Here is a 13,286-nt window from a genome sequence, read left to right on the forward strand (position 1 = left end):
CTCATCCCTTGCGCGCCCCTCGGCGCGAGAGGGAGCGGGGGCTGGAATTGGAAAGAGATTTGCCACGTCCAGAAAGACTCGGGTTCGTCATGAAATACTTGTGCGCGTTGAACGACTCGTCGTTCGGCGCCGGGACAATGCGTCGGGAGCCGCCATCGGGCAAGATCGTCCAGCTCTGCTCGTTGTCGAGGAAGTTCGCCAGCATGATCTGCTCGAGCAGCTGCTGATGGACCGTCGGGTTCAGGATGGGCGTCAGCGCCTCGACCCTTCGGTCGAGATTGCGCGGCATCAGGTCGGCCGACGAGATGTAGAGCTTGGCCTTGGCTGAAGGCAGGCCATGCCCCGCGCCGAAGGCGAAGATGCGGGTGTGTTCGAGGAAGCGCCCGACGATCGACTTGACCCGGATATTGTCCGACAGCCCGGGGACGCCGGGCCGCAGGCAGCAGATACCACGCACGACGAAATCGATCTCGACGCCGGCCTGGCTGGCGTCATAGAGCGCGTCGATGATGACGGGATCGACGAGCGAGTTGCACTTGCCCCAGATCGCGCCCTTGCGACCCGCCTTCACATGGGCGATCTCCCCGGCGATGTCGTCGAGCAGGCGCTGCTTGAGGCCGACCGGCGAGACCGACATCTTCTCCAGCTCGGCCGGCTCGGCATAGCCTGTGATGAAGTTGAAGACGCGCGCGACATCCTGCGACATCACCGGGTCGGCGGTGAAGAAGGAGACGTCGGTGTAGATGCGGGCCGTGATCGGGTGATAGTTGCCGGTCGCGATATGGCAGTAGGTGACGAGCTGCCCGGCCTCGCGCCGCACCACCAGCGACAGCTTGGCATGTGTCTTGAGCTCGATGAAGCCATAGACGACCTGCACGCCGGAGCGCTCCATCTCCTTGGCCCAGCGGATATTGGCCTCCTCGTCGAAGCGCGCCTTGAGCTCGACCAGGGCGGTCACCGATTTTCCGGCCTCGGCGGCTTCCGTCAGCGCCTTGACGATCGGCGAGTTCGCCGAGGTGCGGTAGAGCGTCTGCTTGATTGCCACGACATTAGGGTCGCGCGCCGCCTGCTCGAGAAACTGGACGACGACGTCGAAGCTCTCATAGGGGTGGTGGACGAGTAGGTCCTTCTGGCGGATCGCGGCGAAACAATCGCCGCCATGCTCGCGGATGCGCTCGGGGAAACGGGCGTTGTAGGGCTTGAACTTGAGGTCCGGCCGGTCGACGCCGACGAGCTGGGAGAGTTCGCTCAGCCCGATCATGCCGTCGATGGCGACGACCTCGTCCTCGTCGACCTTGAGCTCGCGCACGATCAGCTTGCGCAGATGGGCCGGCATGCCGCTGCTGATCTCCAGCCGGATGACGACGCCGAGCCGCCTCAACTTGAGCATCGTCTCGAAGACGCGAACCAGGTCCTCCGCCTCCTCCTCGATGTCGAGATCGGTGTCGCGGATGACCCGGAAGGAGCCGGTGCCCTTGACGTCGTAGCCGGGAAACAGCTTGGCGATGAACAGCGAGACCGCGTCTTCCAGCGTGATGAAGCGGCGCAGGCCCTCCCGCCCCAGATCCGGCAGCTCGATGAAGCGGTCCATCTTGATCGGCACGCGGATCAGCGCGTCGAGCTGGCGGCCATCGCTGACCCGCTCCAGCGCCAGCGCCAGGGTGAAGCCGAGATTGGGGATGAAGGGGAACGGATGCGCCGGGTCGATCGCCAGCGGCGTCAGCACCGGGAAGACGTAGTTCAGGAAGTAATCCTCGAGCCAGAGCCGCTCCGCCCCGCCGATATCGCCCGGCGCCAGCAGATGGATGCCCTCGTCATGCAGGTTGTGCTTGAGCTCGACCCAGCGCGCCTGCTGATCGTCGGTCAGCGCCGCGACGGCCTTGCCGAGTTCGGCGAGCTGCTCGGCCGGGGTCAGCCCGTCCTGGCTGCGCGTCACCACGCCGGCCTTGAGCTGCTCGCGCAGGCCCGACACCCGGACCATGAAGAATTCATCGAGATTGGCGGCCGAGATCGAGAGGAAGCGCAGTTGCTCCAGCAGGGGGTGGTTGCGGTTGGAGGCCTCCTCCATGACCCGCCGGTTGAACTGCAGCCAGGAGAGCTCGCGATTGATGAAGCGGGACGGCGAGGCCCGCAGGGCGAGGGCCTCTTCGGTGGCAGCGGCGGCAGGGGCGGCAGCGACGCTGGGTGGCGGGGGAATGCGCTTGGTTCTCGTTGCGGTCGCGGGCCTGGCCACTGTGGTCTCCTTGCCGATCTCGAAACACTCTAGCGTGACGGGCGGATGGCGAACATGCTATTTCCGTCGCCGACCGCATCGGCGATCGCCCTGCGTCGAGTGGCCCCCTTGCATGGACCACCGCGCTCCTGTTTCGTGATAGGAACGGGAGAGCCCTCCCCGGCGGCCACCACCAGAGCCGTTTCCATCCGTATCGAGGCCGTTTTGAGCAGCACGACCCATCATGACGATGGCGACATCGTCTATCCGTCCGCCGTCCCCTTCGTTCTCGCACATCTGGCCTGTCTTGGCGCCTTCTGGAGCGGCGTGACCGCGACCTCGATCTGGCTCGCCATCGGGCTGTACTGGCTGCGCATGTTCGCGGTGACCGGCGGCTACCACCGCTATTTCTCGCATCGGACCTACAAGACGAGCCGGTTCTTCCAGTTCGTGCTCGCGGTTCTGGCGCAGTCGACGGCGCAGAAGAGCGTGTTCTGGTGGGCCTCCAAGCACCGGCATCACCACCGCTATGCCGACACCGAGCATGACGTGCATTCGCCGGTGCAGACCTCGTTTGCCTATTCGCATGTCGGCTGGATCTTCAGCCGCGACCATCACACGTTCGATGATTCGACGATTGCCGACCTGACGAAGTTTCCGGAGCTGCGCTGGCTGCACCGCTTCGAGATCGCGCCCGCGATCCTGCTCGCCGGGATCTGCTATGCCATCGATGGCTGGGCCGGTCTGTTCGTCGGTTTCTTCTGGTCGACGGTGGCGGTCTACCACGGCACCTTCTGCATCAACTCGCTGGCCCATGTGCATGGCGACAAGGACTATGTCACCGGCGACGAGAGCCGCAACAACTGGTGGCTGGCGATCATCACCATGGGCGAAGGCTGGCACAACAATCACCACGCCTATCAGTACAGCGTCCGTCAGGGCTTCCGCTGGTGGCAGATCGATCCGACCTATTACATCATCCTGGGCCTGTCGAAGCTGCGCCTGGTCTGGGATCTGAAGCAGCCGCCGCAGGCGGTGATCGAGCGCTCGCAGGCGCTGCCGCCGCGCGTGATCGAGCGCTCGGCCGAGCGGCTGGCGGCCTCCGTGCCGCTCGATCGCGTCGTCAGCGCCTTCCGCGAGGCCTATGCCGCGACGCCGTCGCTGCCGGAGTTGCACTGGCCGAGCCTGACCCTGGCCGAACTCAGGGTCGCGATGGGGGCGCTGCAGGAGCGTGCCGGTGATCGCCTGGCCGAGTTCCAGCAGCAGGCCCATGACGCCTGGCTGCAGTGGGACGCGTCGAGCTGGCAAATGCCGGTGCTGCCGAGCCGCGAGCAGCTCAGCGCCAAGGCCTCGGCGATGTTCGTCAGGACGCCTTCGCTCGATGCGATCGCGGCCCGGGCGCATGAGCTCCTGGTCGAGGCGATGCATGCCCGCCTGGTTGCGCTGCCGGCCGACGCCTCGCCGCGCCGCGGCGGCTGAGCCCGCGGTTCAATCCTCCGGGTCGAGGCGCGCCAGCGCCTCGTTGGCGAGGGCCCGCGTGACGCGACGCCCGCGCTCCAGCGAGAGCTTGTCGATCACGTCGACGAGCTCCCGGGCCGCCGCGCAGGACCGCTCCATGCGCAGCGCCAGCATCTCGATGAGTCCGGTGTCCACCACGAGCTGGCGGTCGATGAAGAGCTTGACCAGCAGCGCGCGCAGCAATGCGTCGTCGGGCGGCTCGATCGTGGCATGGGGCGCCAGCCGCAGGCGCGACAGCAGGTCGGGGACGCGCAGCCCCCAGGCATCGGGCGCCGTGCGCGCCGTCAGGAGGAGATGGCCGCCGCGCGCCTTGATCGCGTTCATCAGGTGAAACAGCGCCGCCTCGTCGCGCAGCCCCCTGTCGCAATCCTCCACCACCAGCGCCCCGCCCGAGACCAGATGGGCCACGTTGGCATCGACGACGTCGGCCGCCGGCACGATCCACGCATGGGCGCGCTTGGCCCAGATCGCCGCGAGATGTGTCTTCCCGGCGCCCTCGGGGCCGACCAGCCGCAGCCATGAGTCGGGCCAGTCCGGCCAGGCCTCGACGAGGCCATAGGCGGCTTCGTTGGACGGGCCGATCAGGAAATCCTCGATCCCGTGGCGGCTGTCGATCGGCAGATCGAAAGCAAGCTGGCGCGGACGGCCTGGCAGATCAGCCATCGGTGCCGAGGCGTGCCTGGACCTCGGCGGCACGGGTCGCGTCGCCGCCATGGTAGATATTGCTGGCGAGGTATCGCCGCAATGCGAAGCGGCAGAGCACGCCGATGATCGCCGCCAGCGGCACCGCCAGCAGCAATCCGACGAAGCCGAACAGCGAGCCGAAGGCCAACAGCGCAAACATCAGCCAGACCGGATGCACGCCGATCGAATCGCCGACGAATTTGGGCTGGAAGATATTGCCCTCCAGAAACTGCCCGACCGCGAAGACCGCCAGCGTCGCCAGCGGCCAGGTCCAATCCGGCCAGAACTGGACGATGGCGACGCCAACCGAGAGCACCAGCCCGGTCAATGAGCCGACATAGGGGATGAAGGACAGAAACCCGGAGATGATGCCGATCAGGGCACCGAAATTGACGCCGAGCAGGCTCAGGCCCACGGCGTAGAAGAGGCCGAGCAGCAGGCAGACCAGCGCCTGCCCCCGCAGGAACCCGGCGATCGAGACATCCATCTCGCGCAGCAGCCCGCGGATGGTTTCGCGATGATCCAGCGGCAGCCAGCCATCGACGGTCGCCATCATCCGGTCCCAGTCGACCAGCAGGTAAAACGCGATGACCGGCGTCAGCACCAGCAGCGAGAACACGCCAACGATGGCGGTGCCGCCGGTCCAGAGCGATTGCAGCACGCTGCCGACCCATTTCGTCGCTTCGCCGACGAGGTTGCCCAGCGAGTTCTGCGCTTCTTCCGTCAGTTTGGTGCCGCCGAAGCGTTCGAGCCATGGCCCACCCTGTTCCAGCACCAGCGCCTGCAGCTTGGCGGCGTCGGCCGGAAGGCGGGCGACCAGGCCTGCGAGTTGCTGCCCCAGCAAGGGCGCCAGCAGAACGAGCGCCAGCACGAACATCAGCAGGAAGACGACGAGGATGACGATGGTCGCGGCGAGCCGGCTCATCCCGATCCGCTCCAGGCGATCGGCCAGCGGATCGAGCAGATAGGCCAGCGCCAGCGCTGCGATGAAGGGCAACAGCACGTCGCGGAACACCACAAGGAACAGCACGAAGGCGCCGAGCGAGAGCAGCCAGAAGCCGATTTGGCGTTGCAGGGTCATTCGAGGGCCTTTCGCGGAGCCGGCGGCGCGGTCCTGAAATGGATGCCGATGGTGAAGGTTCCAAGACCACCCGCCGCAACCCGCCGACAATACGGGCGAATGACGTCGAAAACGGCCTCAGCCCGCCATGTGGCGCAGCCAGAAGGTCAGATAGGCCGTCATCGAAGCCACCGTCAACAGCGCCACGACGAGCTGGCCGACCTGGACGACCGCGCCCGTATCGACCCCGAAGGCACGCGCACCCAGCAGCAGCGCGGCAAAGCTGATCTGGGCGCCGGTGTTGAGTTTACTCACGGAAAAAGGCGCCATCGCCAGCGGCTTGCTCATCAGCCAGGACAGGATCACGGCCGCGACGATCATGACATCGCGGGCCACGACCAGCACGACGAGCCAGGACGGCACCGCGCCGACGACCGCCAGCGCGATATAGATCGAGACGATCAGCGCCTTGTCGGCGATCGGGTCGAGATAGGCCCCGAGCTCGCTGGCCATGCCGAAGCGTCGGGCCAGCAGCCCGTCGAGCGCGTCGGACAACCCCGCCACGACGAAGACGATGAAGGCGGCCTGCCAGCGCCCCTCGAGGATCAGCAGGATCACGACCGGGACCAGGAACAGCCGGCCGATGGTGATCAGGTTGGGCAATGTCATGCGCGACGGTTTCGCTGTTGGCCGTGCGCCAGGCTAGCCGATCGGCGCGCAAGCGGAAACCGCGCCGCCTGGCTGCAGCCGCGCCGTTCTCCGGCGAGGCGACACGTCGCTGCGCGCAAGGGCGCGCGCAGCGCGGGGCGGGCCTCAGTCGATGTCCTCGACCTCGACCTCCGTGCCGTAGACCCGCTGCGCCAGCGAGGCTTCCATGAACGGATCGAGCGCGCCGTCCAGGACCTCGGAGGGCGCCGTCGAGCTGACGCCGGTGCGTAGATCCTTCACGAGCTGGTAGGGCTGCAGCACGTAGGAGCGGATCTGGTGGCCCCAGCCGATATCGGTCTTCGAGGCCTGCTCGGCATTGGCCTTGTCTTCGCGCTTCTTCAGCTCGACCTCGTAGAGCCGGGCGCGCAGCATGTCCCAGGCCTTGGCCTTGTTCTTGTGCTGCGAACGCTCCTGCTGGCACGAGACCGCGATCCCCGAGGGATTGTGGGTGATGCGCACCGCCGAATCGGTCGTGTTGATGTGCTGACCGCCCGCGCCCTGCGCGCGATAGGTGTCGATGCGGCAATCGGATTCGTTGATCTCGATGACGATGCGGTCGTCGACCACGGGATAGACCCAGACGGAGGCAAATGAGGTCTGCCGCCGCGCATTGGAATCGAAGGGCGAGATGCGCACCAGACGATGGACGCCGCTCTCGGTCTTGAGCCAGCCATAGGCGTTGTGGCCCTTGAACTGCAGCGTCGCCGACTTGATGCCGGCGGTGTCGCCATCCTGGTATTCCAGCGTCTCGACCTTGAACTTCCGCCGTTCGCCCCAGCGCCGGTACATGCGCAGCAGCATTTCGGCCCAGTCCTGGCTTTCCGTACCGCCGGCGCCCGGATGGATCTCGACATAGGTGTCGAGCATGTCGGCCTCGCCCGAGAGCAGCGTCTCGACCTGCCGGCGTGCAGCCTCGACTTCGACGGCCTTGATGCCGGCCTCGCCCTCGGCGATCGAGGCGGCGTCATCCTCCATCTCGCCGAGTTCGATGAAGGTCAGCGCGTCGTCGAGGTCGGCTTCGAGCTTGAGGATGCCGTTGATCTGGTCTTCGAGCGAGGTCCGCTCGCGCATCAGCTTCTGCGCCGCGTCGGCGTCGTTCCAGAAATCGGGGCCTTCGGAGAGGGCGTTCAGTTCCGCCAGGCGGCGTTGCGCGACATCCCAGTCAAAGATGCCTCCTCAGCAGTCCAATGGACTGCTTGGCGTTGTCGAGTTGGGTCTGGATGTCTGGACGCATGCGGATCAGGGCCTTGGATGAAAAACGTGAGGCTGGGATAGGGCCGAACATCGCGGCTGTAAACGGCCACGGCAGGCTCACCCGTCAGTACAGCCCGCCGGTGCCGGAGCCCACGGCACGCCCGCCGCCGGGCGCGACGCTGAACGGGGTGATGCCGTCGCCCGCCGTGCCGATGACGGAATAGCTGTCGGGGGGCGCCGTGCCGGGCTTGAAGGCCTCGAGGATGCCGCCCTCCCCGCCCGAGCGCATGCCCGTCTTGGGATCGACGCGAATCAGCTTGATGCCGGCAGGCACGCGGAACGGCGTCGCCGGCTTGTCCTTCAGCGCCGCCATCATGAAATCGCGGAAGATCGGCGCGGCGTACTGGCCGGCGGTGGCCGAGGTGCCGAGCGATTTCGGCTTGTCGAAGCCCATATAGACGCCGACCGCGAGGTCGGGCGAGAAGCCGACGAACCAGACGTCCTTGGCGTCGTTGGTCGTGCCCGTCTTGCCGGCGAGCGGCTTGCCGACGGATTTGACCACGGTCGCGGTGCCGGCGTTGACGACGCTCTCCATGATCGAGACCATCTGATAGGCGGTCAGCGGGTCGAGCACCTGGTCGCGGTTGTCGATCAGGCGCGGCTCGCGCTGGTCGGCCCATTTCTCGGCATTGCAGCCTTCGCAGATGCGCTGGTCGTGCCGGAAGATGGTCGCGCCCCAGCGGTCCTGGATGCGGTCGATCAGGGTCGGCCGGATCTTCTTGCCGCCGTTGACGAGCATGGCATAGCCGGCGGTCATGCGCATCACGGTCGTCTCGCCGGCGCCCAGCGACATCGAGAGCACGGGCAGCATGTCGTCATAGACGCCGAAGCGGCGGGCATATTCCGCAATCAGCGGCATGCCGACATCCTTCGCCAGGCGCACCGTCATCAGATTCTTCGAGAACTGGATGCCGTAGCGCAGCGTGCGCGGCCCGGTCGACTTGCCGTCGTAATTGTCCGGCCGCCACATGCCCAGCCCGCCGCCCTGGTCGATCTCGACGGGCGCGTCGAGGACGATCGAGGACGGGGTGTAGCCGTTGTCGAGCGCCGTCGCGTAGACGAAGGGCTTGAAGGACGAGCCGGGCTGGCGCATCGCCTGCGTCGCGCGGTTGAACTCGGACTGGTCGTGGCTGAAGCCGCCGACCATCGCCAGCACGCGGCCCGAGAACGGATCCATCACGGTGATGGCCCCGTTCACCTCGGGCAACTGCCGCAGGCGGACCTGGCCGGGGCGGTTGTCCATCGGCTCGACATAGACGACGTCGCCGACCGAGACCGCCTGGCCGACGCGGGCGCGCCTCGTCCATTTGACGCCCTCGGGGCCGAGCGTGACGGTTTCGCGGTCGCTCTTGAGATGGCCCGAGGTTTCGCGCAGCGGATGCAGCCCGAGCCGGGCGCTGTCGCCGGTGACGTCAAGCACAACCGCCAGGCGCCAGGGCGCGACATCGCCCAGCACCGGCAGGTCGCCGATCGCCAGGCCCCAGTCGCGGGCCGACAATTCCAGCTTCTGGATCGCACCGCGCCAGCCGCGCGCCTCGTCGAAGCGCACCAGACCGTCGACCAGCGCCTTGCGCGCCATCAGCTGCATCTTGGGATCGACGGTGGCGCGGACGGACAGCCCGCCTTCGAGCAGCTTCTTCTCGCCGTAGCGGTCCTGCAGCTCGCGCCGGATCTCCTCGGCGAAATAGCCGGCGGCGATGTTGTTGGGCGAGACGGTGCGCGGGTTGACACCGAGCGGCTGCTTCTTGGCGAGGTCGCCGATGGCGCGCGTGACATAGCCGTTCTCGACCATGCGGTCGATGACGTAGTTGCGGCGCTCGATGGCGCGCTCGCGGTTGCGGAACGGGTGCAGGTCGGTCGGCGCCTTCGGCAGCGCCGCGAGATAGGCCGCCTCGTGAAGGTTGAGCTCATGCACCGATTTGCCGAAATAGTTCAGCGCCGCTGCGGCGATGCCGTAGCTGCCCTGCCCCGGCGCCGGAGCGCCGAGATAGATCTCGTTGAGATAGAGCTCGAGGATCTTGTCCTTCGAATAGGTCGCCTCGATTCGCAGCGCCACCAGCGCCTCGCGGATCTTGCGCTCGATGTTCTGGTCGGAGCCGACGAGGAAGTTCTTCGCGACCTGCTGGGTGATGGTCGAGGCGCCCTGGGGGCGACGACCGGCCGCGCGGTTGCGGAAGTTGCTGATCGCAGCGCGCACGAGCCCTTCGGGATCGACGCCGACATGCTTGTAGAAATTCTTGTCCTCGGCGGAGAGATAGGCGTCGATGACCAGCTTCGGCACCGCCTGGATCGGCAGATAGAGCCGGCGCTCCCGGGCAAACTCCGCGATCAGCGAGCCGTCGCCGGCATGGACGCGCGTCATCACCGGCGGCTCGTAGTTCCGCAGCTGCGCCGAATCGGGGAGGTCCTTGGAGTAGTGCCAGAGGAAGCCGCCCGCGACGACCGCACCGATCACGAACGCAATCGCGCCCGCGGCGAACAACCATCCGAATAGTCGCAGGATAAAGCGCATCTCAGGCCCTGGCCCTTGCTTCGTGACCGACCGGAATCTCCGGCAGGCGGCAATTTTTCAAATCAGCCTATAACATGACGGACATGGCCAAACCGTGGCCTCGCGACCACAGGGGCGTGCGAGGACGTCCCTGCGTCAGCCGTCACGGCCGGTGCTCCGCCGCCTTGCCGATGGGGGCGCGGGCGTTGGTGAAATAGCCATCGACCGCGGCGCCGACCGCGGCGACCGCCTTGACGCGCCACTCGACCGAATTGAGCAGTTCGGCGTCCTTGGGGCTCGACATATAGCCCAGTTCGATCAGGACGGAGGGCACATCCGGCGCGCTGAGCACGCGAAACCCGGCCGAGCGCAGCGGCACCTTATGCAACTTGACCGATCCGCCCAGCGTCTCGACGAGATTGCGCGCGAACACCGACGAGAAGGTCCGGGTCTCGCGCTTGGCAAGGTCCATCAGGATGCCCGCGACGTCCTGGGTATCCTCGCTGGCGTCGAGTCCGGCGACCGAATCGGCCTGGTTTTCCTTGGCGGCGAGCCTTGCGGCCTCGGTATCCGTCGCCCGCTCCGACCCCGTATAGATCGTGGCGCCGCGCACTTCCTGCGCCTGCGTCAGCGAATCGGCGTGGATCGAGATGAAGAGATCGGCGCCGGCGGCGCGGGCGATGCCGACGCGCTCGGCCAGCGGCACGAAGCGGTCATCGTCGCGCGTCATCAGCACGCGGTAGCGCCCGCTGGCCTCGAGCTGTTCCTTCAACCTTAGCCCGAAGGCGAGAACCACGGCCTTCTCGGCGATCGACGCCACCACGGCACCCGGGTCGATGCCGCCATGGCCGGGGTCGATGACGATGGTCTGTCGCGTCTCGCCGGCCGGGCGGCCTGGGAGCGGGTTTGCAAGGACGGGGTTGGCGGGGGCTGGAGCGGCCGCCACCCGGTCAGGCACGGGCGCCTTGGCGACGGCGGCGAGGAACTCGGCCCGCGTCGCGCGGCGCAATTCGATCACCAGTTCACCGAAGCCGCCGCGAACGGCGCGTGATTCGGCGCGCACGACGATGGCGGGCTGGGCGAGATCGATGATGATGCGCGCCTTGTCGGCCGTGAACAGACCGAAACGGAAGGCGCCGATCACGCCGGCGCTCTTGCGGGCCGCGGCCGGCTGAACCTGGAAATTGATCGACGGCAAGTCGATGACGACCCGGTCGGGCCCTGCGAGAACCGATGCGGCGACCTCGACCGGGCGCGACAGCGCCATCGTCAGCCGCACGGATTCTCCCGCCTGTTCCAGCTTGGCGTCGGTCGCAACGGGGAATTCGGCCGGGGATCGAGCCCCGGACTGGGCATGCGCCGTGCCGGCGCAACCGAGCGCGAGCCCCAACGCCAGGCATGCTGTCAGGCGCATCCTGCGGATGCGAAAACCCGGGCCGCAAAAGGAAAAGGGAGGCGTCAGGTCAATGATCCCGAACTGTCGTCACCAAGGTTTAACCATAGTGACGCGACATCCTAACGATCGGTTACCACGCGATGCGCCGGAGATGAACCGAGCGGCGTGCCGCGCACGGCGACACCGACGCGATGTGACTTGCAAATCACGCTCGCCTGTCTGTAATGGGGATGGTTGCTTTGCAAGGCCTCCCATGGTGCGCATCCGGATCCGAGGATCCGTCGGCGTCCGGGGTCAGGCTGCAAGAGGCCAACCATAACGGATCGTCCGCAGACGGCCGGCGCCAGGTGCCTGCGTTTTGTAGCATCGGGCCAACGTCTCGCGAGCGTGCAAACGCGGTGTGTCTCGTCTCTTCGACAGGTGCGCCGCAGGTCAGGACAGATGTCGGGGCATACGACGCCGCATAGATCATCGGTGAATCGTCAATACCTGCGGGACTGCGCCGGGCTGTTTGCCCGGGCGGGCTTCCCGAGCCGCCTTACTGTCTCGATCGAACACTTCTCCGTCCCAGATGCCGGCACGTGCCGGCTTTTGATCCTGCAACATGCCGGCGCTCGCCGGCTTATGCGCGGCGCCCCTGCCCGCGGCAGCGGATGTTCGTCCGCAGCCCGGCGGGTATCGCTGGCGGCCGCGCCCATGGAACAGACATATGGCCAACAAGATGCTCATCGACGCCACCCACCCGGAAGAGACCCGGGTCGTGGTGGTCCGCGGGTCGCGTATCGAGGAATTTGATTTCGAGGCTGCCAGCCGCAAGCCCCTGCGGGGCAACATCTATCTCGCCAAGGTGACGCGCGTGGAGCCGTCGCTCCAGGCCGCCTTCATCGAGTATGGCGGCAATCGCCACGGCTTCCTCGCCTTTTCCGAGATTCATCCCGACTACTACCAGATCCCGGTCGCCGACCGTCAGGCGCTGCTGGCCGACGAGGCGCGCGCCGATCGTGAGGACGAGCGCGACGAGGAGAAGCGCGAGAAGCGCGGGGGCGGCCGCCGCGACCGTGGTCGCCGCGGCGATCGTGACGGCCGCGCCAAGAAGGCGGCGGCCGACGAGACGGTCACCGCCGAGGTGACGGGCGGCGTCGAGACCGACGGCAAGGAAGCCGCGATGGTCAATGAGGGCGCGCCCGCCTTCGGCGAACAGTTTGCGCCCGCCATCGCCGAATCGACGGGCGAGGAGGCGATCGAGAATGCCGCCCCGCTGACCTTCGAGACCCGCACCGACGTTGCCGAAGCGGCCGACGAGGAGCGCCCCTCCAAGCCGTCGCAGGACGACGAGAACGGTCGCGACGAGAATAGCCGCGACGACAACGGCCAGGATGATGGCGGCCAGGACGAGGAGGAGCCCGAGCAGCTCGGCGGCGGCGACGCCCTCGACGACATGCCCGAGCGCCCGCAGCGCAGCTCGCGCCGCCAGTACAAGATCCAGGAGGTGATCAAGCGCCGCCAGATCATCCTGGTGCAGGTCGTCAAGGAGGAGCGCGGCAACAAGGGCGCGGCCCTGACCACCTATCTTTCCCTGGCTGGCCGCTACGGCGTGCTGATGCCCAATACGGCCCGCGGCGGCGGCATCAGCCGCAAGATCACGACGGCAACCGATCGCAAGCGCCTCAAGAGCGTCGTCCAGGGCCTCGACGTGCCCCAGGGCATGGGCCTGATCGTCCGCACGGCCGGCGCAAAGCGCACCAAGGCGGAGATCAAGCGCGACTACGAATATCTCCTGCGCCTGTGGGAAAACATTCGCGAGAACACCCTGCACTCCATCGCGCCCGCCCTCATCTATGAGGAAGAGGACCTGGTGAAGCGGGCGATCCGTGACCTCTACGACAAGGACATCGACGGCGTGTTCGTCGAGGGCGAGGCCGGCTTCAAGGACGCGCGGGACTTCATGCGCATGCTGATGCCC

9 protein-coding genes are annotated in these 13,286 nt (G+C 66.9%); 2 read left to right on the forward strand and 7 right to left on the reverse strand.

The window, feature by feature from the left end:
* Position 1: 1 nt before the first annotated feature.
* Positions 2-2,197, reverse strand: a complete 2,196-nt coding sequence (locus Q8S38_RS03250) for an RNA degradosome polyphosphate kinase (RefSeq protein ID WP_305679001.1) — start codon at positions 2,195-2,197, stop codon at positions 2-4.
* Positions 2,198-2,437: 240 nt separating this feature from the next.
* On the opposite strand from Q8S38_RS03250, the gene Q8S38_RS03255 reads away from it, so the two are divergent.
* Complete coding sequence (locus Q8S38_RS03255) at positions 2,438-3,691, forward strand: acyl-CoA desaturase (RefSeq protein ID WP_305678990.1); 1,254 nt, start codon at positions 2,438-2,440, stop codon at positions 3,689-3,691.
* Between the two features lie 9 nt (positions 3,692-3,700).
* Here Q8S38_RS03255 and Q8S38_RS03260 read toward each other — a convergent pair whose 3' ends face one another.
* From Q8S38_RS03260 to Q8S38_RS03285, 6 genes are all read right to left on the reverse strand, one after another.
* Positions 3,701-4,393, reverse strand: a complete 693-nt coding sequence (locus Q8S38_RS03260; protein WP_305678991.1) for a P-loop NTPase family protein — start codon at positions 4,391-4,393, stop codon at positions 3,701-3,703.
* Positions 4,386-5,495, reverse strand: a complete 1,110-nt coding sequence (locus tag Q8S38_RS03265; protein WP_305678992.1) for an AI-2E family transporter — start codon at positions 5,493-5,495, stop codon at positions 4,386-4,388. Before Q8S38_RS03265 ends, Q8S38_RS03260 begins: the two co-directional genes overlap by 8 nt.
* A gap of 117 nt (positions 5,496-5,612) precedes the next feature.
* Positions 5,613-6,143, reverse strand: a complete 531-nt coding sequence (locus Q8S38_RS03270; RefSeq protein ID WP_305678993.1) for a CDP-alcohol phosphatidyltransferase family protein — start codon at positions 6,141-6,143, stop codon at positions 5,613-5,615.
* A 144-nt stretch (positions 6,144-6,287) separates the two neighbouring features.
* Positions 6,288-7,416, reverse strand: a protein-coding gene (prfB, locus tag Q8S38_RS03275) for a peptide chain release factor 2 (protein ID WP_305678994.1) whose coding sequence is annotated in 2 segments (ribosomal slippage) — positions 6,288-7,346 and positions 7,348-7,416 — 1,128 coding nt in all. Because the reading frame shifts where the segments join, the coding sequence is not laid out codon by codon here.
* A gap of 84 nt (positions 7,417-7,500) precedes the next feature.
* Positions 7,501-9,948 carry a penicillin-binding protein 1A gene (locus tag Q8S38_RS03280; protein ID WP_305678995.1) on the reverse strand — a complete coding sequence of 816 codons (2,448 nt, stop codon included), beginning with the start codon at positions 9,946-9,948 and terminating at the stop codon, positions 7,501-7,503.
* A 142-nt stretch (positions 9,949-10,090) separates the two neighbouring features.
* Positions 10,091-11,341, reverse strand: coding sequence for an N-acetylmuramoyl-L-alanine amidase (locus Q8S38_RS03285; RefSeq protein ID WP_305678996.1), 1,251 nt, complete (start codon positions 11,339-11,341; stop codon positions 10,091-10,093).
* Between the two features lie 691 nt (positions 11,342-12,032).
* On the opposite strand from Q8S38_RS03285, the gene Q8S38_RS03290 reads away from it, so the two are divergent.
* The coding region (locus Q8S38_RS03290; protein WP_305678997.1) for a ribonuclease E/G at positions 12,033-13,286 on the forward strand (1,254 nt) is incomplete at its 3' end.

Source organism: Allobosea sp., assembly GCF_030695125.1.
Classification (GTDB): domain Bacteria; phylum Pseudomonadota; class Alphaproteobacteria; order Rhizobiales; family Beijerinckiaceae; genus Allobosea.

Coding starts and splice junctions, on each gene's coding strand:
- Q8S38_RS03260 (WP_305678991.1), bottom strand. CDS start 4,393: ATGGCTGATCTGCCAGGCCGTCCGCGCCAGCTTGCTTTCGATCTGCCG.
- Q8S38_RS03265 (WP_305678992.1), bottom strand. CDS start 5,495: ATGACCCTGCAACGCCAAATCGGCTTCTGGCTGCTCTCGCTCGGCGCC.
- Q8S38_RS03270 (WP_305678993.1), bottom strand. CDS start 6,143: ATGACATTGCCCAACCTGATCACCATCGGCCGGCTGTTCCTGGTCCCG.
- Q8S38_RS03280 (WP_305678995.1), bottom strand. CDS start 9,948: ATGCGCTTTATCCTGCGACTATTCGGATGGTTGTTCGCCGCGGGCGCG.
- Q8S38_RS03285 (WP_305678996.1), bottom strand. CDS start 11,341: ATGCGCCTGACAGCATGCCTGGCGTTGGGGCTCGCGCTCGGTTGCGCC.